Origin of the sequence: Paraburkholderia sp. FT54, assembly GCF_031585635.1 — a bacterium.
In the GTDB taxonomy this organism is placed as follows: domain Bacteria; phylum Pseudomonadota; class Gammaproteobacteria; order Burkholderiales; family Burkholderiaceae; genus Paraburkholderia.
In genome coordinates, this window is the sequence record NZ_CP134195.1 from 3,162,512 (window position 1) to 3,186,188 (window position 23,677).

The 23,677-nt window shown below is 63.9% G+C and carries 22 protein-coding genes and 1 tRNA gene; 7 read left to right on the forward strand and 16 right to left on the reverse strand.

Annotated elements, in window-relative coordinates; genetic code table 11:
• Positions 1-45: 45 nt before the first annotated feature.
• On the reverse strand, positions 46-798 hold the full coding sequence (locus tag RI103_RS14715) for a class I SAM-dependent methyltransferase (RefSeq protein WP_310812684.1): 753 nt from the start codon (positions 796-798) through the stop codon (positions 46-48).
• Between the two features lie 154 nt (positions 799-952).
• Between RI103_RS14715 and RI103_RS14720 the strand changes: the two genes are divergently transcribed.
• From RI103_RS14720 to RI103_RS14740, 5 genes are all read left to right on the forward strand, one after another.
• Positions 953-1,765: a helix-turn-helix transcriptional regulator gene (locus RI103_RS14720; RefSeq protein ID WP_310812685.1), complete on the forward strand. Its 813-nt coding sequence runs from the start codon at positions 953-955 to the stop codon at positions 1,763-1,765.
• 335 nt (positions 1,766-2,100) lie between these two features.
• Positions 2,101-3,507, forward strand: coding sequence for an argininosuccinate lyase (argH, locus tag RI103_RS14725; RefSeq protein WP_310812686.1), 1,407 nt, complete (start codon positions 2,101-2,103; stop codon positions 3,505-3,507).
• A 424-nt stretch (positions 3,508-3,931) separates the two neighbouring features.
• On the forward strand, positions 3,932-4,438 hold the full coding sequence (locus RI103_RS14730) for a TonB family protein (RefSeq protein ID WP_310812687.1): 507 nt from the start codon (positions 3,932-3,934) through the stop codon (positions 4,436-4,438).
• 478 nt (positions 4,439-4,916) lie between these two features.
• Positions 4,917-6,224, forward strand: a complete 1,308-nt coding sequence (locus tag RI103_RS14735) for an MFS transporter (RefSeq protein ID WP_310812688.1) — start codon at positions 4,917-4,919, stop codon at positions 6,222-6,224.
• A gap of 216 nt (positions 6,225-6,440) precedes the next feature.
• Complete coding sequence (locus tag RI103_RS14740) at positions 6,441-6,620, forward strand: hypothetical protein (RefSeq protein ID WP_310812689.1); 180 nt, start codon at positions 6,441-6,443, stop codon at positions 6,618-6,620.
• Positions 6,621-6,674: 54 nt separating this feature from the next.
• On the opposite strand, the gene RI103_RS14745 is transcribed toward RI103_RS14740, so the two are convergent.
• Together RI103_RS14745 and waaC are read right to left on the reverse strand one after the other, a co-directional pair.
• Positions 6,675-6,806, reverse strand: coding sequence for a hypothetical protein (locus tag RI103_RS14745; protein ID WP_310812690.1), 132 nt, complete (start codon positions 6,804-6,806; stop codon positions 6,675-6,677).
• Between the two features lie 690 nt (positions 6,807-7,496).
• Positions 7,497-8,501: a lipopolysaccharide heptosyltransferase I gene (gene waaC / locus RI103_RS14750; RefSeq protein ID WP_310812691.1), complete on the reverse strand. Its 1,005-nt coding sequence runs from the start codon at positions 8,499-8,501 to the stop codon at positions 7,497-7,499.
• 213 nt (positions 8,502-8,714) lie between these two features.
• On the opposite strand from waaC, the gene RI103_RS14755 reads away from it, so the two are divergent.
• Positions 8,715-10,211, forward strand: coding sequence for a chloride channel protein (locus RI103_RS14755; protein WP_310812692.1), 1,497 nt, complete (start codon positions 8,715-8,717; stop codon positions 10,209-10,211).
• A 245-nt stretch (positions 10,212-10,456) separates the two neighbouring features.
• Here the strand turns inward: RI103_RS14755 and RI103_RS14760 are convergent, their stop codons facing one another.
• The 6 genes from RI103_RS14760 to map all read right to left on the reverse strand — a co-directional run bounded on the left by RI103_RS14760 (position 10,457) and on the right by map (position 14,817).
• Positions 10,457-10,768 carry a YXWGXW repeat-containing protein gene (locus RI103_RS14760; RefSeq protein ID WP_310812693.1) on the reverse strand — a complete coding sequence of 104 codons (312 nt, stop codon included), beginning with the start codon at positions 10,766-10,768 and terminating at the stop codon, positions 10,457-10,459.
• A 306-nt stretch (positions 10,769-11,074) separates the two neighbouring features.
• Complete coding sequence (minE, locus tag RI103_RS14765) at positions 11,075-11,329, reverse strand: cell division topological specificity factor MinE (protein ID WP_091796304.1); 255 nt, start codon at positions 11,327-11,329, stop codon at positions 11,075-11,077.
• A 14-nt stretch (positions 11,330-11,343) separates the two neighbouring features.
• Positions 11,344-12,159 carry a septum site-determining protein MinD gene (gene minD / locus RI103_RS14770; RefSeq protein ID WP_027799748.1) on the reverse strand — a complete coding sequence of 272 codons (816 nt, stop codon included), beginning with the start codon at positions 12,157-12,159 and terminating at the stop codon, positions 11,344-11,346.
• Positions 12,160-12,262: 103 nt separating this feature from the next.
• Entirely contained in the window at positions 12,263-13,105 is an 843-nt protein-coding gene (minC, locus tag RI103_RS14775) for a septum site-determining protein MinC (protein ID WP_310812694.1), read from the reverse strand.
• A 222-nt stretch (positions 13,106-13,327) separates the two neighbouring features.
• Positions 13,328-13,861, reverse strand: coding sequence for a GNAT family N-acetyltransferase (locus RI103_RS14780; protein ID WP_310812695.1), 534 nt, complete (start codon positions 13,859-13,861; stop codon positions 13,328-13,330).
• Positions 13,862-14,031: 170 nt separating this feature from the next.
• Positions 14,032-14,817 carry a type I methionyl aminopeptidase gene (map, locus tag RI103_RS14785; protein WP_310812696.1) on the reverse strand — a complete coding sequence of 262 codons (786 nt, stop codon included), beginning with the start codon at positions 14,815-14,817 and terminating at the stop codon, positions 14,032-14,034.
• A gap of 408 nt (positions 14,818-15,225) precedes the next feature.
• On the opposite strand from map, the gene RI103_RS14790 reads away from it, so the two are divergent.
• Positions 15,226-16,203 carry a ferritin-like domain-containing protein gene (locus RI103_RS14790; protein WP_310812697.1) on the forward strand — a complete coding sequence of 326 codons (978 nt, stop codon included), beginning with the start codon at positions 15,226-15,228 and terminating at the stop codon, positions 16,201-16,203.
• Between the two features lie 241 nt (positions 16,204-16,444).
• Here the strand turns inward: RI103_RS14790 and RI103_RS14795 are convergent, their stop codons facing one another.
• The 7 genes from RI103_RS14795 to RI103_RS14825 form a co-directional block, all read right to left on the reverse strand.
• Entirely contained in the window at positions 16,445-16,948 is a 504-nt protein-coding gene (locus tag RI103_RS14795; RefSeq protein ID WP_310812698.1) for a chalcone isomerase family protein, read from the reverse strand.
• 13 nt (positions 16,949-16,961) lie between these two features.
• The gene (locus RI103_RS14800) at positions 16,962-18,173 is read right to left on the reverse strand and encodes a cyclopropane-fatty-acyl-phospholipid synthase family protein (protein WP_310812699.1); all 1,212 of its coding nucleotides are present in this window, start codon (positions 18,171-18,173) and stop codon (positions 16,962-16,964) included.
• 12 nt (positions 18,174-18,185) lie between these two features.
• Positions 18,186-19,037 (reverse strand): DUF1365 domain-containing protein, encoded by an 852-nt coding sequence (locus RI103_RS14805; RefSeq protein ID WP_310812700.1) that lies wholly within the window; start codon positions 19,035-19,037, stop codon positions 18,186-18,188.
• Entirely contained in the window at positions 19,034-20,335 is a 1,302-nt protein-coding gene (locus tag RI103_RS14810; protein WP_310812701.1) for an FAD-dependent oxidoreductase, read from the reverse strand. Before RI103_RS14810 ends, RI103_RS14805 begins: the two co-directional genes overlap by 4 nt.
• 220 nt (positions 20,336-20,555) lie before the next feature.
• Positions 20,556-20,646 (reverse strand) — tRNA-Ser (locus RI103_RS14815).
• Positions 20,647-20,851: 205 nt separating this feature from the next.
• Positions 20,852-22,147, reverse strand: a complete 1,296-nt coding sequence (serS, locus tag RI103_RS14820; protein WP_310812702.1) for a serine--tRNA ligase — start codon at positions 22,145-22,147, stop codon at positions 20,852-20,854.
• A 103-nt stretch (positions 22,148-22,250) separates the two neighbouring features.
• Complete coding sequence (locus tag RI103_RS14825; protein WP_310812703.1) at positions 22,251-23,564, reverse strand: replication-associated recombination protein A; 1,314 nt, start codon at positions 23,562-23,564, stop codon at positions 22,251-22,253.
• Positions 23,565-23,677: the final 113 nt, after the last annotated feature.

The window sequence follows — 23,677 nt, forward strand, 5'->3', positions numbered from 1 at the left end:
GAGCGCACCAGCCGGGCGCGACGCTGTTCGTCGCGCCCGGCTTTTTTATTGCGCTTCGATCATCAACGCGTCGAGCTTGAACGAGCCGTCGTCCTGCACGTCGAAATACTGGCGGACTTCATCCGGCGAATTCGCCCACATCGAGCGGATCGCCACCACGCGCGGCTCCGGCGTGCGCATCCGCGCCACCCACGAACTGAACTCGATGTCGATACGCCAACGCTCGCGAATCGATGCGCTGAACCCGGCCGTGGCGAATAACGCGAGCCACTCGTCGGCGCGGTAATCGCGAATATGCGAGCCGTCGCGCAACAACTCGATGGCCTGAATATGCGTGTCGAGCAACGGATGATCGCTCCCGGCGATGTCGATGAACAACACCTTGCCGCCCGGCTTCAACACGCGCCGCACTTCGGCGAGCGCGAGCGGCACGTCGTGCCAGTGATGCGCGCTCATCCGGCTGATCACCCAGTCGAACGAATGATCGGCGAACGGCAGCACTTCGGCCGCGCCCTGTTGCGTGCGAATGTTGGCGAGACCGCGCTCCTGCGCAGCGCCTTCCACCGTCGCCAGCATTTGCGGCGCGATGTCGTAGGCGACTACCGCTTTGGCGTGCGGCGCAACCGCGAAACTCGCGTGGCCCGCGCCGCAACCCATGTCGAGCACCGTGGTATCCGGCGTCGCCGCGATCGCTTCGGCCAGCGTGCGCAGATCGGCGCCGGTGGCATGGGTCTGGCTCGTCAAATAGGCGGCGGCGGTCGAGCCAAAGGCGTCGGCGACCTGATCGTGATGCTTCATGGGGAGGCTCCGGTTATGTATTTGGGGTGGCGCTGGAAGGCGTGGTGCCGTTCCAGCCGCTACAATAGAGACCGTTGTGTACCAGTACAAGTTGAGCAATTATTCTGGTATCTCCATTACCTCCCTCCACGTTCTCCACGCGCCGCCGATCAGAATGACCACGCCGTCTTCCGCCGACAACCCGCCGCCGCTCGACCCCACTCCGGCCCGCGCGCTCGGCGACTTCATCCGCGCTCACCGTGAGCGGCTCTCGCCGCAAGCGGTCGGCCTGCCGCCGGGTCCGCGCCGCCGCACGCCCGGATTGCGGCGCGAGGAAGTGGCGCAACTGTGCGGCGTGAGTCCGACCTGGTACACGTGGATCGAACAGGGGCGCCCGGTCTCCGCTTCCGCCGACGCGCTCGCGCGCATCGCGGTCGCGTTGCAACTGTCGCGCGCCGAGCGGGCGTATCTGTTCGAACTGGCCGCCCAGCGCGACCCGGCGGAACCCGATCCGGCCGCCGCCGACGCGCCCGCCACCCTGCTGGAAACCGTACAGCTCGTGAGCGCGCCGGCCTACGTGCTCGACCGCCAGTGGAATGCGCTCGCATGGAACGAGCGCGCCACGGGCCTGTTCGTCGGCTGGCTGGACGGCGCGCACGACCGCAATCTGCTGCGCTACACCTTCACCGAGCCGGCCGCGCGCGAGCTGATCGTCGATTGGGAAACCCGCGCGCGGCGGCTCGCCGCCGAATTCCGCGCCGACTCGATCCGCCATCTGAACGACGCGCCCACGCGCGCGCTGATCGACTCGCTCACCGCCGCGAGCGACGCGTTCGCGCGCTTCTGGGCCTCGCAGGACGTGGGCGGCCGCGAAGGCGGACGGCGCGAGTTCAACCATCCGCGCGAGGGCCGCGTCGTGTACGACCAGATCACGTTCAAACCCGCGCATCGCGAGGATCTGAAGCTGGTGGTGCTGGTGCGCGAGTAGGCAATGGACGGGTGCCGAGCGCGTCGCGAGGAAAAGCCGCTGTTGTGCTTGCCGTGCCGAAGGCCAGCAGGCGCGCCGCGCAGCGACTCGGCAATACGCGACACGCGCTCGCCTGACACGACATCTCGAGCCACACAGCGCCGCCTCGCCGTCGCGCGCCCAAACCGTTGTGGGCCGTTCGTCTGGACACCTGTGGCGCACGGCGTCTTTAAGCCTCCCGGCCGGTGTTAAAATCCCTGTCTTTCCTCGCTTCGGCGTCGCTTTTGCACGGCACGTGCATTCGCGTCGTCAGCCTCCTCACCGCTCGCTCAACTGCCGCTTAACTGCCCAACACCATGACGTCCCAACTGCACAAAAAAGGCGAAGCCTGGTCGGCTCGCTTCTCGGAGCCGATGTCGGAACTCGTCAAACGCTACACGTCGTCGGTTTTCTTCGACAAGCGTCTGGCGTTCGTCGATATCGAAGGGTCGCTTGCGCACGCCTCGATGCTGGCCGCGCAGAAGATCATCGCCGCCGACGACCTCGCCGAGATCCAACGCGGCATGGCGCAGATCAAGGGTGAAATCGAGCGCGGCGAGTTCGAGTGGCAACTCGATCTCGAAGACGTGCACCTGAATATCGAAGCGCGCCTGACCGCGCTGATCGGCGACGCCGGCAAGCGCCTGCACACCGGCCGCTCGCGTAACGACCAGGTCGCGACGGACATCCGTTTGTGGCTGCGTGGCGAGATCGACCGGATCGGCGGCTTGCTGACGGAATTGCGCACGGCCCTGCTCGACATGGCGGAGAAGAACGCGTCGACCATCATGCCGGGCTTCACGCATCTGCAAGTGGCGCAGCCGGTCACGTTCGGCCACCACCTGCTCGCTTACGTCGAAATGTTTTCGCGCGACGCCGAGCGCATGATCGATTGCCGCAAGCGTGTGAACCGTCTGCCGCTCGGCGCGGCCGCGCTCGCCGGCACCAGCTATCCGATCGACCGTCACGCGGTGGCGAAGACGCTGGGCTTCGACGGCATCTGCGCGAACTCGCTGGACGCGGTGTCCGACCGCGACTTTGCAATCGAATTCACGGCGGCGTCGGCACTCGTGATGACGCACATCTCGCGCTTCTCCGAAGAGCTCGTGCTGTGGATGAGTCCGCGCGTCGGCTTTATCGATCTGGCCGACCGCTTCTGCACCGGTTCGTCGATCATGCCGCAGAAGAAGAACCCCGACGTGCCCGAACTCGCGCGCGGCAAGACCGGCCGTGTGAACGGCCACCTGATCGCGCTGCTCACGCTGATGAAAGGCCAGCCGCTCGCGTACAACAAGGACAATCAGGAAGACAAGGAACCGTTGTTCGACACCGTCGATACGGTTGCGGATACGCTGCGCATCTTCGCTGAAATGGTCGCCGGTATTTCGGTGAAGCCGCAAGCCATGCGCGACGCCGCGCTGCAAGGCTTCTCCACGGCCACCGATCTGGCCGACTATCTCGTCAAGCGCGGCCTGCCGTTCCGCGACGCGCACGAGGCGGTGGCGCTGGCCGTGCGCGTATGCGCGGATCGCGGCTGCGATCTGGCCGATCTGACGCTCCAGGAAATGCGCACGGAACTGCCGAACGTCGCGCATCTGATCGGCGAGGACGTGTTCTCGTATCTGACGCTGGAAGGCTCGGTGGCGAGCCGCAATCATCCGGGCGGCACGGCGCCGGAGCAGGTGCTGGCGGCGGTGAAGGCGGCACGCGCAGCATTGAAGTAACAGGCCGCGCTGCGAGCGGTGTGCGGTGTGCGGTGAGCGCTGAGCGCTGAGACAACACCACACGCTCATCGCTTGCTGGTCTCTTTCTCGCAGCTTGCAGATCGAAAGGCGAACTCGTGATTGGGTTCGCCTTTTGTTTTTTGTGCTGCACGTGCACGCGTGACCCGCGCTGCAAAAAGAAAAAGCCCGCGCGAAGCGGGCTAAATTAAAGACTTCCACCGATGCCTCCCGAAAGAGGCAATCAAAGTGTAGGCGCGTTTTCGCCGCACACCAATTCGTTCATATTTCAGCCTATTACAAACGGTTGGGTCGTACACAGCGGGAGAACGCCAATTGCTTCCTGGCGGATTTTGACTACCATCAAGTTAGATCCTGTCCTGAGTTTTCGCCGACAATGCTCGCCCGCGCGCGTCACCTTCGCTGCATGACCGGACGCCGTGTTTCCCGCGTCGGCGGCTGGCCTGATCGTGTGCGCGGCGTGCTGCTCGCCGCCGGGTTGGGTATCGCCGTGGCGGGCTGCACCATCACGCCGCCGCCGCGCGCCAGCGTGCCGACACCCGCAGCTGCCATCAACAGCGCGACGCTCGATCAATACCGCGATGCCGTGGCCAGACGCATCATCGAACGCAATCCCTCTTACGTGCTGCACGGCACCCCGCAAGCGATGCTGCGCTCGCTGGTCGTGGTGTCGTTCACGGTCGATCGCAACGGCCACGTGGTGGAGTCGTCGGTGTATCGCACCAACGGCGACGACGAAGCCGAGAGCACCGCGCTCGCCACCTTGCGGCGCGCCGCCCCGTTGCCGCAACCGCCCGGCAAGTTGCTGAACGGCCGTGGCCAGCTCGAACTATTCGAAGACTGGCTGTTCAACGACGACGGCAAGTTCCAGCTCCGCGAGTTCGCCTCGCCGCAAGCGCAAACCATCGATTGAACACGCTTCGCTTTGCTCGACGCACGCGGCGAACCCGGCGCCGCCTTGCTGCGGCGCGGCCACGCTCGCTATAATTTTCCGATTCCCGCGCCGGAGCCTTCCGGCATGGCTCGCGCCGCCCGCCCACCCGCCGGCGCGGCATGAGCCCGATTGCAGCGCCGCCGCGCCATCCGCGAGCGCCGCCTGCTTGATGCACGATGCGCGCGCTGCCCTGATCCCGAACCGTCAGAGCCTCGCGCCGCATCGGCCGCCTTGTCTTGCTTTGCCTTGCTAGCCGTACGCGTCATGCATCCCGCCTGGTTAGTCCCCTGGTAGGGCCGCCTTCGCGAGCGAGCTTCGCCGGCCGCCGTTGTAAGCTGTCACAGCGTCGCCCGCGAGAGACGCGGCGCACGAACTTGAACAAAGATGCCGCCCACACAAGCACCACCGGCTCACGAACCGGGCGCCAGGCGGCATCACGACACATTGGAGACCCTGCATGTCCACTTCGCCGATTTCCGCGGCCCAGCCCAATGCGGCCGGGCAAAACAAGAGTTCGCGGATCATCTTCGCGAGCTTTATCGGCACCGCGATCGAGTTCTACGATTTCTACGTCTATGCGACCGCCGCGGCGCTCGTCATCGGACCGGTGTTTTTCCCGCACGGCTCGGCGACGGCTCAGGCCTTGTCGGCCTTCGTCACGTTCGGCATCGCCTTCGTGGCGCGGCCGATCGGCTCGTTCCTGTTCGGCCACTTCGGCGACCGGATCGGCCGTAAGTCGACGCTCGTCGCATCGCTGCTAGTGATGGGCCTGTCCACCACGCTGATCGGTTTCGTGCCCGGCTACGACTCGATCGGCAGCCTGGCGCCGATCCTGTTGTGCATCTTGCGCTTCGGCCAGGGCATCGGCCTCGGCGGCGAATGGGGCGGCGCGGCGCTGCTCGCCACCGAGAACGCGCCGGCCGGCAAACGCGGCTGGTTCGGCATGTTCCCGCAACTCGGGCCGTCGATTGGCTTTCTGGCTTCCAACGGCCTGTTCTTCGCGCTGGCGCTGTCCTTGAGCGACGAACAATTCCGCAGTTGGGGCTGGCGTGTGCCGTTTCTCGTGAGCGCGGTGCTGGTCGCGCTCGGTTTGTACGTGCGCTTGAAAATCGCCGAGACGCCGGCGTTCCAGGCGGCGATCGACCGTCAGGAACGCGTGAAGGTGCCGATCGCCACGCTGCTGTCGCAACACTGGCTGCCGACCCTCCTCGGCGCGCTCGCGATGGTGGTCTGCTACACGCTGTTCTACAACGCCACTACGTTTTCGCTGTCGTACGGCGTCTCCGTATTGCATATTCCGCGGCCGACGTTCCTCGGCTTGCTGTGCATCGCCGTGGTGTTCATGGCGCTCGCCACGCCGCTGTCGGCCTGGGCAAGCGACCGCTATGGGCGTAAGCCGGTGCTGATCGTCGGCATCATTGCGGCGATCCTGTCGGGCTTCACGATGGCGCCGCTGCTCGGCAGCGGACAGACGTCACTGGTGCTGCTGTTCCTCGTGATCGAACTGTTCCTGATGGGCGTGACCTTCGCGCCGATGGGCGCGCTGCTGCCGGAGTTGTTCCCGACCAACGTGCGCTATACCGGCGCGGGCGTGGCGTATAACCTCGGCGGGATTCTCGGCGCGTCCGTCGCGCCGTATATCGCCCAGATGCTTGCCGCGCGCGGCGGGCTGCCATGGGTCGGCGCGTATGTGTCGATCGCCGCGGCAGTCAGCATGATCGGCGTGCTGTGCATGCGCGAGACGCGCGACACACGGCTGATGTAACGACGATAACCAGAGGCGCCGCGATCGGCGCCTTTGCTCTTTGCTCGATGCCCCCGGTGCGATTCTCGCGCCGCAGGCGGCATCGGCCACTTCCCCGACTCCCCGCTTCACGCCCTCCGCTTGTCGAGCATTCCTGAGTAAATTCCCTGCCTTGCGCGTCTTTTTGACATGCCTATACTCGACTCAAATAACCCTATGGCGAGCAGGGAGGTACAGATGAACGTTCATCTTCACAACGCGGATGTCGTGATGATCATTGCGCTGGCGTTGCTATGTTCGCTGCTGCTTGCATTGCGCTTTCGTCCGGCGACATGGAAAGGCATTGTCGTAGAAGCGCTGGCTGCGAATGCCGCTGCCATCGCCGCGGTAGTCGCGTTCGAAATGCTGCTGGTCTGACGCGGGTGGATGCCGCAGCGCCCTCATAGGCGCCGCGGCGCTCAGCCCGGATGATTACCGGTAGTAATAGCCGCCGTGATGGTAGTAGCCACCGCCGTAGTAGCCCGGTGCCGGCGCGACGATGCAACCACTGAGTGCCGTTGCGAGCAACGTGCCTGCAATCAGGCTGAGGATCAAGCGTTTCATATTGTTCTCCATCGAGTCAGATTCATTCGAGCCGAAACCCCGAATGACTCGATTGAACACGACGGCGCCCCGCGCGAGCGTTGCCATTTGTAAAGGAAAATCACCAACGTGTTACAAGATGGACCCACGCAACACGCTGCATCCGAAGCACGATTAGGACGAATTCACATCAGAGGAAAACACCGCCTATACTGGTTGGAACGTGTCGTTCCGCTGCGTGCCGTGCTGGCGGCGCATACGCGCCATAAGCTGACGACGCCGGACAGCGTGCGCACGAATGCGTGCGCCGCGCCGGCGCCTCTGGCAACGTGAAAAATGGGCGAGTAGCCAATTAGGCACTCAACGAAAAGCGACAGATTTAACAGGCGTGTAATGCGCGGCGCCTTTTTGGCTCGGCGGCTGCGGGAAGCCGAAGTGCCGCACGACCCGTGCGGACATTCGCACCCATATCCCGCAGATGAACGCGCCGGCCGCCAGGCGGCGGCCACGTCGACACTGAACGCATGCGTGTTGCCACGGCTCGGTGCGTACCCGGATGTGTGGTTTGCAACGATTCCTCTCCGCCCGCTGTTCCCCGACACGGGCGTTTTCGGAGGCGTTACGAGGCAGCGCCATTTGCTAGGGCGGACTGTACGTCACGCCTCTTTTCTTTCCGGGCAAACGATTGCGCACGGACGCGAGACGCCGCGCTCAGATAGCGGCGGAGCCGTGCTGCATGGCGGCGTCGTGCGTTTCGGTGTGAACGTAGTCGATCGCCTCGAGCGCGGCGCTGATGGGCGGCACGGATTGGCCGTCGCCGATGGAGATGGAGCGAAACGGCGATTCGATGCCGAAATGCGACGGCGGGGTCGCCACGAAGATCATCACGGTGCGCTTCTGCAGTGCGTGCGCGAGGTGGACGAAGCCGGTGTCGGTGCCGACCACGAGCGAGCACGCGTCGATCATCTGTGCGATTTCGGTCACGCTCATTTTCGGCAGGACGGTCGCGCCCGGCAACTGCGAAGCGATCTGCTCCGCTTCCACTCGCTCGCCTTCCGAGCCCCACGGCAGCACCAGCTTGAAACCGCGTTGCGCCAGTTCATGGCCGATCGCCACCCAATGACTCACCGGCCATTTCTTGTCGTCTTTCGAGGTGGCGTGAAAGAACGCCGCGACGGGTGCGCCGTTCGACTCGAACGGAAGACTGGCCGGCTCCGGCAAGCGCAGACGGAAAACCGCCGGCCCCTCTATCTGGTAGCCCAGCGCCTCGCCTGCGTTGATACGCATGCCATGCCACGCATTGCATTTCGGACGCGGCCCGAATCGCCCGGTATAAGCGAACGCGGCGCCCTGCTCTCCAAGATCCGGCGCCCGATAGCCGATGCGCCGCGACGAGCGCGCCAGAAACGCAATGATCGCGCTCTTGTACACACCTTGAATGTCGATGATGAAATCGTAGCGATAGGCACGCAACTCGGCGATGGATGCCCAGATCGACTTGAAATCGGCCCACCGGCGCGCTTTCTTGAAGCGACGCAACGGCGCGCACAGCACGCGGTCGACGTTCTCGCTCCACTGCACCACTTCGGCGAATGCTTCGTCGGCGGCCCAATCCACCTGAACGCCAGGAAACGCGCGTTTGATATCGGCGACGACCGGCAAGGCCTGCACGATATCGCCGAGTGAAGTGACCTTGACGATAAGGACTCGCTTCATTGAAGACCTGTCAGTTGTTCGAACATCAAAGCATTTTAGCCGACGGATAGGATAATCATTACCCAACCCGCCAGGGCGTATATCGTTCGCTCATACAGCGAGTGACATCGAGCGCCTTACACGCAGCCCTTTTACACCATTTCAAAATACTTTCACACCAGTCCACGGGCCCGGCGCGCCTTATACTGCACCCTTTTGCGTCAGCACTCGCCCATGTCCCGGCCCGTCCCGCTCCGCTCTTCCACCATCGTTCGTCGCGCGCGGCGACTTTGGCGCCAATATGGCGTCTTCTGGCTCGGCGCGATTGCGGTCGGCCTCGTCGCGGTGCTGTACGCGAGACTGATCGACTGGGGCTACGGCGAGTTCCGCGCCATGCAGCAACAGCATGTGTGGGCGCCCCTGATCGTCACGCCCGCGGTCGCGGCGCTCGCGGTGTGGCTCACGCGCAAATTCTTCCGCGGCGCCGAAGGCAGCGGCATTCCGCAGGTCATCGCCACTCTTCACTCGAAACCCGGCGAATACGGTGCGCGTCTGCTGTCGTTCCGGATTCTGTTCGGCAAAATCGCCGTGTCGTTTCTGGCGATTCTCGGCGGCTTCACGATCGGCCGCGAAGGACCGACCGTGCAGGTCGGCGCCGCGCTGATGTTCAATCTGCGCCGGCTCTATCCACGCTCGAATGCATTGATCGAACGGCAACTGGTGCTGGCCGGCGCGGCGGCGGGTTTGTCCGCGGCGTTCAATACGCCGCTCGCCGGCATCGTCTTCGCAATCGAGGAATTGACGCGCAGCTTCGAGGCGCGCGCGAGTGGCGTGCTGATCACCGCGATCATCATCGCCGGCGTGATCGCGCTCGGACTGAATGGCAACTACACCTATTTCGGCACCATCCAGATCGGCGCGCACTTCCCCGATCTGCTGGCGCTCGCGGTGCTGCTCACGGCGGTCGTCACCGGTCTCGCGGGCGGCGTATTCGGCTGGCTGCTGCTGAATACCGCGCGCTGGATTCCGGCGCCGCTGCGTCACTTGCATAGCGAGCGGCCGGTCGCCTTCGCCGCGCTGTGCGGTTTGGTGATCGCGGTGGTCGGCCTGATTTCGGGTGGCACGACCTTCGGCAGCGGCTACGCGGAAGCGCGTGGCTTGCTCGACGGGCACGCGCAGTTGTCGGTGTTCTATCCGTTCATGAAAATGATCTCGATGGTCGGCTCGTATCTGCCGGGCATTCCGGGCGGCATCTTCGCGCCGTCGCTGTCGATCGGCGCGGGCTTCGGCGATCTGCTGCACAGGGTGTTCGGCTCGCTGGATCTGCCGATGCTGATCGCGCTCGGCATGGTCGGCTATCTGGCCGCCGTCACGCAGTCGCCGATCACGTCGTTCGTGATCGTGATGGAGATGATCAACGGCCACGCGTTGGTGATCTCGCTGATGGCGACCGCGTTGATTTCGAGCCGCGTGTCGCGGCTGTTCGCGCCGCCGCTGTATGAGTCGCTGGCAGCGCGCTATATGGCGCCGCTGCCGCAGCCCGCGCCCGCACCGGTACCGGAAGTGCCCGAAGTGGAAGCGCCCACTCCGGTTGTAGAGAAAGCCGACAGCGAGCCGCCGGTTGATCACGCCGGCGGCAGCGCTCCGCAAATCGACGCGCCTGCTCCGGCTGCTACGGAAGTCGACGGCGAGCCGCCTGCCGAAGACGCCGGCAGCGCCCCACGTCAGTAAACGACGACGGCCGGCGCGCGCAGATACACGGGCCGCGCCGGCACGACCACGCAGCCGGCCAGCATGACCGCCAGCACGGCGATCAGAAGCAGATTCTTTTTCATCACATGGTTCCTGAAGCGCGCGCAGACAAGCGTCACGCCGAGCGCGCGCGGCGCCTGCGCTTGTCCGCGCTTGTCGAAATGGAAAGGGCGGTGCGCACAGCGTTCACCGCACCGCGCCGCTTACTGTTGAAGCCCGCAGCGTTACGCCCAATGCCCTTGAACCCAGTGGTAGTTCGGACCATGTGCGACCCAGTGGCCCGGCACCCAGTGATAGCCGGCACGTTCGGCTTGCCAGTGACCGCCGACCCACACGTAGCGGCCATGATCCCAGCGCCAATGACCGTGATCCCACACGTAGCCGACGCGCGGCGCCGGCACCGCTTCATAACGCACCGGCGGCGGCGCGGACGGCGCGATCACGACGACTTCCGCGGCCGAAGCCGATGCCACGGCGGCAGCGCCGGCGGCGATCAATACGGTGTTGGCAAGCAGCAAACGAAAGGTCTTGTTCATGTTTTCCCTCTGTAGGTGGACACCGAAGGCGGCGTTATCCGTTTAATGCGCGAGGGAACGAAGCGGCTGACCGCGGGCATGTAACGCCACACGCTGAAGTGCAACGGATTATTTCGACGTACGGCCGACGCACGCGAGCAAACCCATGCATGCGCACGAAAACCCAGAGGAAATGGGAACGACGATGAGACACAACAGAGCGGCGCACTCGCGCGCCGCCCTGCGTCACGTCATCTCGACACAACGCAGCGAAGCGCGCAGCACGTCATGGGCAACCGGCCGCGAGAGGGAACAGAGCTTGAACGATCAGGCCTGCGGTATTTCGATCTTGACCTCGAGCACTTCGAGATCGTCCTGGCGTTCGAGGCTCACGCGAATATCGTCGTTGGAAATCTTCACGTACTTCGAGATCACGGCCACCAGTTCGCGTTGCAACGCAGGCAGGTAATCGGCAGGCGCATGGCCGCCGGCGCGCTCATGCGCGATGATCAACTGCAAACGTTCCTTCGCTACCGACGCGGACTTCTTCTTCTCGCCCAGCAAAAACGAAAGAATCGACATTACGTGCGCTCCCCTTACTTGGTGCCGAAGAGGCGCTGCAGCAGCCCGGGCTTCTGGTAGTCGGTAAAGCGAAGCGACTTCTGCTCGCCGAGGAAACGCGACACGACGTCTTTGTAGGCTTCGGCCACATCGGTGCCGTCGAGATGCACGGCGGGCAAGCCCTGGTTCGACGCGTGCAGCACCGCTTCCGATTCCGGAATCACGCCGATCAGATCGATGCGCAGGATTTCCTGGATGTCGGTGAGCGACAGCATTTCGCCTTCGCTGACGCGCTTGGGGTTGTAGCGGGTGATCAGCAGGTGTTCCTTGATCGGCTCCTTGCTTTCGATCGCGCGCTTGGTCTTCGACGACAGAATGCCGAGGATGCGGTCGGAGTCGCGCACCGACGAGACTTCCGGATTCGTCACGATCAGCGCTTCGTCGGCGAAATGCATGGCGAGCAGCGCGCCCGATTCGATACCGGCCGGCGAATCGCAAACGATGTATTCGAAGTCCATCGCGATCAGATCGTTGATGACCTTCTCGACGCCTTCCATCGTCAGCGCGTCTTTGTCACGCGTCTGCGAGGCCGGGAGGATAAAGAGGTTCTCGCACTTCTTGTCCTTGATGAGCGCCTGGTTCAGATTGGCTTCGCCCTGGATCACATTGATCAGGTCATACACCACGCGGCGCTCACAACCCATGATGAGGTCGAGGTTACGCAGGCCGACGTCGAAGTCGATCACGGCGGTCTTGCTGCCACGCAGTGCGAGGGCCGATGCAAAACTCGCGCTCGTGGTCGTCTTGCCCACGCCGCCCTTGCCCGAAGTCACCACAATGATTTTTGCCATTACCCTTACCTTGTGTTCGTCAAATTCGTCAATTATGTGCGGCCATATTTGCCGTGAAACGCCGCGTGCTCCGGATTGATCGAGGCAGCGCGCTTCACGTCGCTTAGGTGAGCCGCAGCGGTTCGATCATCAACTTTTCTTCTTCGAGCCAGATCTGCACCGGCTTGCCGAGCACGTCGGCCGGCAGTGGGGTCTCGGTCGTTCGATAGATGCCTGCAATCGAGATCAGTTCCGGCTCGAGACACGTGCAGAAAATGCGCGCGTCGTGATTGCCCTGCACGCCGGCCAATGCCCGGCCGCGCAGCGGCGCATAAATATGGATGTTGCCTTCCGCGATCACTTCCGCGCCGTAGCTCACGAGGCCGAGTACGACCAGGTCGCCCTTGGCGTAAATACGCTGGCCGGAGCGCAGCGGCTTGTCGACCACCATGGTTTGCGACGACGTGGCGAGACGCACCGGCTCCGCGGCAGGAGCGGGCTCGACGGCCGCCGCCGTGGCGGGCGTGCCGTTCTCCGGCGTGGCCGCGGCCACTTCGAACAGATCGGCCGGAGGCGTGGCCGTCGCGGCGGTGACAGCCGGCGCCGTAGCGGCGGCGCTGTCTTCGTCAGCGGATTTAGCGGCGGCGCCGCGGCGGTCACGGGCTTCGAGCAGCGGCAACTGCGACTCCGCCGCCCACACCTGCTGCGCATTGGCGACCACGCCGACCGGGCGCATGCGCACGCTGTCGAGCAGCTGCGCGATGTCGGCGAGCGGCACGCGTTCGTTCTCGGCGAGACGGCGCACGTCGATGGCGACGACGTCGTTAGCGAAAAATTCGGGGGTCGCCTCGAAGCGCCGGGTCAGTTCGGCACGCATGGCGTCGAGGTCGGTTGTCTTGACCACGAACAGAAGCGTGTCGACAGAGCCGCTGCGAAGTTCGAAAAAGGGCGATTTCTTGGGCGACATAGCGTTCGGCAAAAAATTTTGCGTATTTTACAGGCGTCGACGCGCGCGGCCAGCTTTTTTGCCGTGAGAACGAGCCGCCGCGATCACGGCGCGGCCATGCACAGGCAACGCGACGGCCGCGCGGTGGCCATTCAGGCCGCGCTTCGCGCCGATGACCCGGCGACGGACGCTGAACAGACGCGGATGGGAATCGAGCGGCAGACTGTTGCGCCGCTCGCGAGATCACTGCTGAAACACTTGGGACGTGGTCGGCACGTGCCGCACCAGCAGGCTTTCGGCCTGGTCCGGCGCACGCGTGACACGCCGATGCTCGCCGGTCGGGCCGAACCCGAGCGCCTCGTAAAAGCGCATCGCATTGCGGTTGGCGTCGGCAACCCACGCATAGATTTCCGTCGCGCCTTCATTCGCGAGCCACGCGGCGGCCGAGTCGACCAGCAACTCACCGCCCCGCAGATGACGCACGGCCGGCGCCACCCACAGTTCGCAAACGAATGCGCGGCGCGCCGCGGTGTCGTCGAAGTGCGCTTCGATCAGTCCCGCGGGATGGCCCTCGGTGTAAAGGAGGAAGGTGGTGACGGTGAAGGAAACCGCGTGATTCGCAGCGGTGACGTCGAAACTGGCGGCGTCGGCCGACAACGCGTCCTCGAGCGTGGCGCCGAAGGCATAGGGTGCCTCCCGCAGCGACGCAGTACGGAGTTCGCGGAAAACGGCGCCCTGATCAGCGGCGATACGGCGAACGGTCAATGACGGACTCATGCAGACGAAAACCCCTTGAAACCCTAAGCCGTAGCTTTAACCGAACCGGCGCGAGAGTCAAATCATTATTTACCGGATTGTGGGACCACGCACCAAGCGCATGCGGACGCTGCGGCATTTCGCGCGCCCGTCTCCGCGATAGCGGCCGGACGCGCACGCACCAGGCATGTTCACGGTGCTTCGTAGCTGCCGGTGCCGTCCGGCCACGGCGTCAACAGCTCATAGCCGTCGTCTGTCACGGCGATCATGTGTTCCCACTGGGCCGATAACGAGCGGTCCCTGGTGACGACGGTCCAGCCGTCGCGTTGCACCGCGGTGCCGGCTCGGCCGGCGTTGATCATCGGTTCGATGGTGAAGACCATGCCCGGCTTCAGACGCACGCCCTGCCCCGGCTGGCCGTAGTGCAGCACTTGCGGGTCTTCGTGGTAAACCTTGCCGATGCCGTGCCCGCAATAGTCGCGCACGATCGAGAAGCCGTCGCGCTGCGCAACCTTCTGAATCGCATGGCCCACGTCGCCGAGCGTCGCGCCCGGCTTCACTTCGCGGATGCCGGCGAGCATCGCTTCATAGGTCGTGTCGACTAGCTGGCGCGCCACCGTGCTCGCCTGGCCGACGCAATACATGCGGCTCGTGTCGCCAAAGTAGCCGTCCTTGATGATCGCGACGTCGATATTGATGATGTCGCCGTCCTTCAGAATCTCGCCGCGATTCGGGATGCCGTGGCACACCACCGAGTTGACCGAAGTGCAAACCGTCTTCGGAAAACCCAGATAGCCGACATTTGCCGGAATCGACTTTTGCGTATTGACAATGTAGTCGTTGCACAGTGCGTCCAGTTCGTCGGTGGAGACACCGGCCTTGACGTGCTCGCCGATCATCGCCAGCACGTCGGCCGCGAGGCGGCCGGAAATGCGCAGCCTGGCGATGTCGTCGGGAGTCTTGTAGGTAATGGCCATGAATTCGGTCGATGTGGGTCGAATGGGAGATCGATGTTCAATCGATCGGCCAATTGTACAGAGGATCGCCGCGAAGGCTCCGCGAGCCGCGCTGAACTGGCCTTGCGAATGTTTCGTCACGGCGTTTGCCACCACACCGCAATCACCTGTCATCGGTCACGCTCAACGTAATTCATGCTGCAAACGCACACGAAATCTTTTGCGAGGTTTGCATCTAACAGCGTTTTCGCTCCGTACAGGCAGTTGAGGACTCGTTCTTTATCCCTTCATCATTTAGTTCTTCTCAGAAGAACCGGGGCCTCTTTGCGCCCGCGTTTTTTGCTTCTTTGCGGCGCGTGAGCAGTGATTGTCCACGCAATACGCCGCGAGTCCGCGGCATCGGCAGCGAACCATTTGAGGAGCATCGCCATGTCGGAGTCCAGCAACAAATCAGCATCACTTATCGATGCATTCGATCGACGCGCCGAGCGCCGCCTGCAACGCAGACAGTTCTTTCGCAACGCGGGCGGGTTGGGCCTGGGACTCGTGGGCGGCACGCTGATCAGCGCGTGTGGCGGCGGTTCAGGCTCGATCGTGTCGGCGCAGAGCGCGCCGACCGACGCGGAAATCCTGAACTTCGCACTGAATCTGGAGTACCTCGAATCGCAGTTTTATACGTACGCGACCACGGGCGCTGGCCTTGCCGCCAGCATGACCGCCGGCGTCGGCACGGTGGGCGTGGTGATTCCAGGGCAGCAGGTGCCCTTTCAGGACCCCGTGGTGAAGGCCTACGCCAACGAGATCGCCAACGACGAGCGCGAGCACGTCACCTTCCTGCGCAGCGCGCTGGGTTCGGCAGCGGTGGCCATGCCGGCGATCGACATTGGCGGCACCGATCCGAACGGCGCGTTCTCGAACGCGGCGCGCGCCGCGGGCCTCGTGCCCGCGGGCACCCCGTTCAATCCGTACGCGAACGACAACAACTTTTTGCTCGGCGCGTACATTTTCGAGGACGTCGGCGTGACCGCGTATAAAGGCGCCTCGCCGCTCATCACCAACAAGACTTTCCTCGAAGCAGCGGCCGGCATTCTCGCGGCCGAGGCGTATCACGCCGGACTCGTGCGCACCGTGTTGTACTCGAAAGGTATCGACATGACGAGTCTCGTCACCGCAGCCAACGCGATTTCGACCGCGCGCAACAGCCTCGACCACAACGGCCACGACGATCAAGGCATTACCGGCGCAACGGCCGGCACGTCGAACATCGTGCCGCTGGACAACAATGGGCTCGCGTTCAGCCGCAACTACAGCAACGTCCTCAACATCGTCTATCTGACGAGTTCGGCGGCGATGAAAGGCGGCTTCTTCCCGAACGGTGTGAACGGTTCGCTCAACATGAGCGCCTGAAACACGTGACCTGCTGTGCCAGTTGCACCGGCAACGGGTCGCCGCGATGACGATCGCGCTCACCCGTTGGCCCGCCTTCATGCGTATTGTCTTGAGCGCTTGACGACATACAGGAGCAGTCGTGAACGAAGCGATGAGCCAGGGCGCCGTGTGACGGTTCGGCGTCCGCCACCGACACCGATTGCCAAAAGCAGAACAAGCTGGGCCACAACGAACAAGCGCGGCTGCAACGCGCCGCCAACTACCGCCCCGCCATGCCCAGCAATTGCCTGCGTAAAGCAGGCGCGCGCGTCGACGGATCGAGCCAGATGCCGAAGAATGCGCGCGCGAACGCGGGATCGTCGAACTCGCCGGTCATACGATCGCCGGCATAGAAACGCACGCCTTTGTCCGGTAGATACACCGCGCTCAACTGGTCGCCGGGACCGACATCCACGAAGGCCTGCAGCATGTCCGCGCGCCAGCGTTCCAGCGTGTCGGGCGGAATCGGCGCGGCCGCCAGGCGTTTGATTTCGCTGATACCGGTGTCCGCGAGACGCTCGCGCGTGATGCCGCGCGCGTAGACGATGTGCAGCGCGAAGCGTTCGTCGTAATCGACCGGCACGCGTTCACTCCACATCTGCGCACGATAGAGCCGAAAACCGAACACGCTGAAATCGCCTTCGCCGACTAGTTGCGCAGACTGCAGATCGCCACGCCAATCGGCAAAAGCGGCGCTTGCCCACAACACCAGCGCAAGAGCCACAAACCCGCGCACGTCAGTCGGCCTGCGAGAGCACGAACTGCATCACGTCCGTGCGTCCTTCGTCGAAGCCCGCTTCGCAATACGCCAGATAAAGCCGCCACGTCCGCACGAAAATCTCGTCGAAGCCTTGTGTGCGGATCGTGTCGAGTTGCGCTTCGAACGCGCTGCGCCAGCGGCGCAAAGTTTCCGCGTAATCGCGACCGAATGCCAGTGACGTGTGCGTCGTGAGCTTGCCGCGCCGCGCCGCTTCCGCGAAACGCCGCGGACTCGGCAGCATGCCGCCGGGGAAAATGAACTCGCGGATGAAGTCGCTCGTCGCGCGATACGCGGCAAAACGCGAGTCGTCGATCGTGATGGTTTGCACCAGCGCGCGAGCACCCGGCCGCAGCCGTTCGCGCAGAATGCGAAAGTACGTCGGCCAGAATTTTTCGCCGACGGCCTCGAACATTTCAATCGATACGATACTGTCGTACTGACCGGTCAGGCTGCGGTAGTCGCGCAATTCGAGTTGCACGCGATCGCTCAGGCCTGCTTCGTTCACGCGCTGCTGGGCGAATTCGAGTTGTGCCGGCGAGATCGTCACGCCATGCACGTGGATGCCCCGACGCGCGGCGTGCAGCGCAAAACCGCCCCACCCGCAGCCGATTTCGAGAACATGCATGCCCTCGCGCAAACCGAGCGTATCGATGATGCGTTGATACTTCGCACGCTGCGCGTCTTCGAGTGATTGATGGACATTGCCGCCGAATACCGCGCTCGAATAGGTGAAGGTCGCGTCGAGCCACTGCGCGTAAAACGCGTTGCCGATGTCGTAATGCGCGTGAATGTTGCGCCGGCTGCCCGAACGCGTATTGGGCCTCAGCTTATGACGCAGCCCGTACCAGATTTGCGCAAGCCAGCCGCCATACACCGTGCGTTGCAGCGCGCGCTCGTTGCGGATCGCGACGCGCAGCAGCGCGGCCAGATCGGGCGTATCGACCCAGAAGGCGCGCCACGCGTCCGCGAAACCGATATCGCCTTTGCGCAGAATCGCGCCGCACGCGCGCCAGTCACGCAACTCCAGGCGCGCGCCGGGCGCAGCGTGAGGATCGCCGAACACGCGCTGTTGACCGTCGGGCGTGGTCAGGATCAAATGCCCCACCTGGATCCGTTCGAGCAAGGACAAAAAGAGACGACCCGACGCGCAGGCCGTCTGGAGCCCGCTCAGGGTTCTTGAAAGCGCCATGGCTGACTCTCCTCAATCGGACGAAATGGGACGCGTGGCGGCGGACGATTGCCCGGCTGCGGCGTGGTCGGTGGGCGCGTCGGCGGTGCGGCGCGGCGCGCAGTGCTTGCCGTGGAACGGCGCTTTCTTGAGAGCGAGGCGCAAGGCCTGCCAGTGAATTCTCGCGACGACGCCGACCGTCAGCAGCGGCTGACGCAGCAGCGCGGCGAGCGCGCTCGCACGTGTTAGCGGCGTCAGGCGGCCGCCCAGTGCGGTACGGATCAACAGACCGTCGGCGTCGTGATAATCGATCGAGACCGATGCGCTGTTGCACGCTTGCCTGACGCGGAAGGTGTAGCCGCCTTCAACGCGGCAAAACGGCGACACGTGCAGCACTTTGCGGCACGTGAGCCGCGTATCCGCGGTGATCGGCGCGTTGCCGCTTGCGCTCAGCAGATAGTTGTGGCGCTCGCCGAATGTGTTGCGCACTTCCGCAAACAATGCGCGCAGTTGGCCGTCGCGGTCGTGACAGAACCAGAAACTGACCGGGTTGAAGGCGTAGCCGAACACGCGCGGGAAAGCTTGCAGCCAGATCCGGCCGTTCGCTTCTTCCATGCCAGCGGCCGATAGTTGCTCGCGCATCCATGCGGCAAGGTCGCTGCCGTCGCGCGGACCGTGGTCGCGCCGATACAGGCTGAGCGGCCGCCATCGGTCGATGCCGAACCAGCCACTATCGAGCGAGGCCAGTCGATCCAGATCGCAGCGCACGTAAAACACCGGATACGTGAAGCGATGATGCTTTGGCCGCAGACGCTCGTGCATCACCTTGCCAGTCAGAAGCCAGGCTGCTGGATCAGCGCCGGCATGGTCGCTCGGCGGTTTCATAGCTTGGCCCATGCCGGCGATGCGTCGAAATCGGCGGCCACGCGCAGCGCCGATTTCAGACCATCCTCGTGAAAACCATAGCCCGTCCACGCGCCCGCGAACCACGTGCGGCGCTTGCCTTGCAGCGAAGGCAGACGATGCTGCGCCTCGATAGCGGCCAGGTCGAACAGCGGATGGTCGTAGACGAAGCGGCGCAGTTCGGTGCCTGGGGCCGGCTGGGTCACCGGGTTGAGCGTGACGACGAGCGGCGTGCTGAACGGCAGCGGTTGCAACTGATTGACCAGATAACTGACGCACACCGGATGCATGCCGTCGACACTGCGGCTGCCCAGATAATTCCACGCCGACCACACGCGCTGACGACGCGGCAGCAGATTCGTATCCGTATGCAGCACCGCGACGTTCGGTTGATAGCGCACCGCGGCGAGCACGCCGCGCTCGTCCTGGTCGGCGTCTTCCAGAAGGCGCAGCGTGGTCGGCGCGTGCGTGGCGAGCACCAGCGCGTCGAAGCGCTCGGTACCGTTGTCGGTGAACAGATCGACGCCGTCGGCGTCGCGCCGCACGCCGCGGACTGCCGTGCCGATGCGGACGTCGTCGAGCGCGCTGGTTATACGCTTCACATATTCGCGTCCGCCGCCGACCACGGTCTTCCACTGCGGCCGGCGATTCATCTGCAGCAGGGCGTGGTTCAGGCAGAAGCGCAAGAAGGTCGTGGCCGGGAACGCGAGGATGTCGGCGGTGGCGCTCGACCAGATCGCGGCGGCCATCGGCAGCAAGTATTGACGCTGGAACGCGCCGCCGTAGCCGCCCTCCGTCAGCAGCTCGCCCATCGAGGCGCGCGTTTCAATCGCCAGTTCGAGGTTACGTTGCGCGCTGCCGTTAAAGCGCACGATGTCGCGCAGCATGCCAATGAAGGTCGGCGAAAAGAGGTTGCGGCGTTGCGCGAACACCGTGTTCAGACTGGTGCCGGCCCATTCGAGACGGCCTTCGTCGAGCGAGACCGAGAAGGTCATGTCGCTCGGATGCGATTGCACGCCCAGTTCGGCGAATAGCGCGATCAGGTTCGGATAGGTGCGGTCGTTGAACACCAGGAAGCCGGTGTCGACGGGATGCGTGTGGCCATCGAGCGTGACGTCCACGGTGTTGGTGTGGCCGCCAAGGTAGCCGGCCGATTCGAACAGCGTGACCTGATGGTTGCGCGCGAGCAGATACGCGCTGGCCAAACCCGAAATGCCGGCGCCGATGACCGCGACCCGCGAGCCGCGCGGCACTCGTGAGGTCGGTGCGGAATGGGGCATGGGCGCGTCTCCTTGAGCTGGGGACACGCGTTGAATTCAAGAGGTGTGACGAGGCTTGCGGTCCTTGAGGGGATTTACGCAGCGCGGATCTCTTTGGATGCAGCAAGCGGGAATTGCGCTGACGCTGGCAGGTGACTGCCTTGTTCGACGACCATTCCGAAGTCGCGTTGCGTCAAAGCAAAAGCCCCGCAGAACGTTCGCTCTGCGGGGCTTTTAAATTTGGCGGAAAGGGTGGGATTCGAACCCACGGTACGGGAAAACCGTACGCCTGATTTCGAGTCAGGTACATTCGACCACTCTGCCACCTTTCCGGGTCTACTGAATCACAGTGATTACTGCCTCATCAGTACCAAGCAGGTCGATCGCTTGGGAGAAAAAGATTATAAAACAGCCTATTTCGGTTTGCCAAGCCCCTTGACCCAAAAAAATTCAGAAGCGCTTGGCACGCCGTACATGTCTTGATGCAACATCAGCACAGTATCGACGCAATTGCGATCCCGTCGCTCATGGAGCCGCTCATCCAGCCGCCACTTGCAGTCGTTCAATGCCGCCCAGATACGGACGCAATGCCGCCGGCACGGTAACCGAACCATCGGCGTTCTGGAAATTTTCGAGCACCGCCACGAGCGTACGGCCCACGGCCAGACCCGAACCGTTCAGCGTGTGCACCAGTTCCGGCTTACCCTGCGCATTGCGATAGCGCGCCTGCATGCGGCGAGCCTGGAACGACTCCGTGTTCGAGCAGCTCGAAATCTCACGATACGTGTTCTGCGCCGGCACCCACACCTCCAGGTCGTATGTCTTGGCCGCCGAGAAGCCCATATCGCCCGTGCACAACGTGATCACGCGATACGGCAACTCCAGCTTCTGCAGAATCGTCTCAGCGTGGCCGACCATCTCTTCCAGCGCGTCGTACGACGCTTCCGGCGCGACGATCTGCACCATCTCGACCTTGTCGAACTGATGCTGACGGATCAGACCGCGCGTGTCCCGGCCATACGAACCCGCTTCCGAGCGGAAGCACGGTGAATGCGCGGTCAGTTTGACAGGCAGCGCGTCTGCTTCGAGGATGCTGTCGCGCACCGTGTTCGTCAGCGAAATTTCCGACGTGGAAATCAGATACTGCGTGACCGTGTTTTCGTCACCGCCCTTCTCGACGCGGAACATGTCGTCGGCGAATTTGGGCAGTTGGCCGGTGCCGTACAGAATTTCCGGATTCACGATGTACGGCGTGTAGATCTCCGTATAGCCGTGATGCTGCGTGTGCGTGTCGATCATGAACTGCGCGAGCGCGCGATGCAGCCGCGCAATCTGGCCGCGCAGCATGGTAAAGCGCGCGCCCGAGAGCTTCGCGCCGGTCTCGAAGTCGAGGCCGAGCGGCGCGCCGACATCGACGTGATCCTTCACCTCGAAATCGAACTGACGCGGCGTGCCCCAGCGGCGCACTTCGACGTTGCCGGTTTCGTCCTCGCCCATCGGCACGCTTTCGTGCGGCAGGTTCGGCACGCCGAGCAGCAGGTCCGACAGACGCTTCTGGATCTCCTCGAGCTTCGCCCCCGACGCCTTCATCTCGTCGCCGATCCCGCCCACTTCGGCCATCACCGCCGAGGTGTCTTCGCCCTTGCCTTTCAGCGCGCCGATCTGCTTCGACAGGCTGTTGCGGCGCGCCTGCATCTCTTCGGTACGGGTCTGGGTATCGCGGCGTTCCGCTTCGAGCGCGGCGAACGCCGCCACGTCGAGGGTATAGCCGCGGTCGGCGAGGCGTTTGGCGACGCCGTCGAGGTCTTTGCGCAGCAGCTGAATGTCGAGCATGGAATGGGGCGGGTGTTCGTTGTATGAAGGTGGGATTTTAGCGCACCGGCGCAGGCGGCCGGTGCGTTAGATGGTGAACACGTGCGAATGCCGCCGCAAATCCTCAGCCCTTTTTCGGCTTGTTCTCGCTGCGCCACTGCGCGTCGAGCTCGGCCAGGCGCGCCATCTTGTCGCCGATCTTGCCTTCGAGACCGCGCGGCGTCGGCTCGTACCAATGCGGATCGCGCATGTTCTCCGGCAAATAGGTCTCGCCGGCTGCGTAGGCATCGGGTTCGTCGTGCGCGTAGCGATACTCGTGACCGTAGCCGAGTTCCTTCATCAGCCTGGTCGGCGCGTTGCGCAGATGCACCGGCACGCCGCGCGACTGGTCCTTGCTCACGAAGCTGCGCGCCGCGTTATACGCGTTGTACCCGGCGTTCGACTTCGGCGCGACCGCCAGATAGATGATCGCCTGCGCCAGCGCCAGCTCGCCCTCGGGCGTGCCGAGGCGCTCGTAGGTTTCGGCGGCGTCGAGTGCGATGCGTGCGGCGCGCGGATCGGCGAGGCCGATGTCTTCCCACGCCATTCGCACGATGCGGCGCGCCAGGTAACGCGGGTCCGCGCCGCCGTCGAGCATCCGGCAGAACCAGTACAGCGCGCCGTCCGGGCTGCTGCCGCGCACCGATTTATGTAGCGCGCTGATCTGGTCGTAGAATGCGTCGCCGCCTTTGTCGAAGCGGCGCAGATTTTCCGCCAAAGCGCTGCCGAGCAACGCGCCGTCGATCTCGGTGGTTTTTTGCTGCGAAGCCGCCCGCGCGACGATTTCGAGGTTGTTCAGCAGCTTGCGGCCGTCGCCGTCAGCGGAACCGATCAGCGCGTCGCGGGCTTCGTCGGTGAACGTGAGGCCGCCGAGTTCCTGCTGCGCCCGTTCGAGCAACTCGCGCAGCTCTTCGTCGGTCAGGCTTTTCAGCACGTAGACGGCGGCACGCGAGAGCAAGGCGCTATTCACCTCGAACGACGGATTCTCGGTCGTCGCACCGACGAACACGAACAGCCCCGACTCGACGTGCGGCAAGAACGCGTCTTGCTGGCTCTTGTTGAAGCGATGCACTTCGTCGACGAACACCAGCGTCTGATGCCCGTTCGCGCGATGAATCTGCGCGGTCTCGACCGCCTCGCGGATATCCTTCACGCCCGAGAGCACCGCGGAGAGCGCGATGAACTCGGCATGAAACGCATCGGCCATGAGCCGGGCGAGCGTGGTTTTGCCGACGCCGGGCGGGCCCCACAGGATCATCGAATGGGCTTCGCCGGATTCGAAGGCGACCCGCAGCGGCTTGTTCGGGCCGAGCAGGTGCTTCTGGCCGATCACTTCGTCGATATTGCGGGGCCGCAGGCGTTCGGCGAGCGGAACATTGGCACGGGTTTCTTCAAACATGACGTTTTGGGGATAATCTCGGCTTTTCCGGACGCGGTCCGTGTGAAGGCGGCGTACTGCCGGTGAGCCATGCCAGCACGCGAAAGTGCGGGCAACGTCCTGCATTATGACAG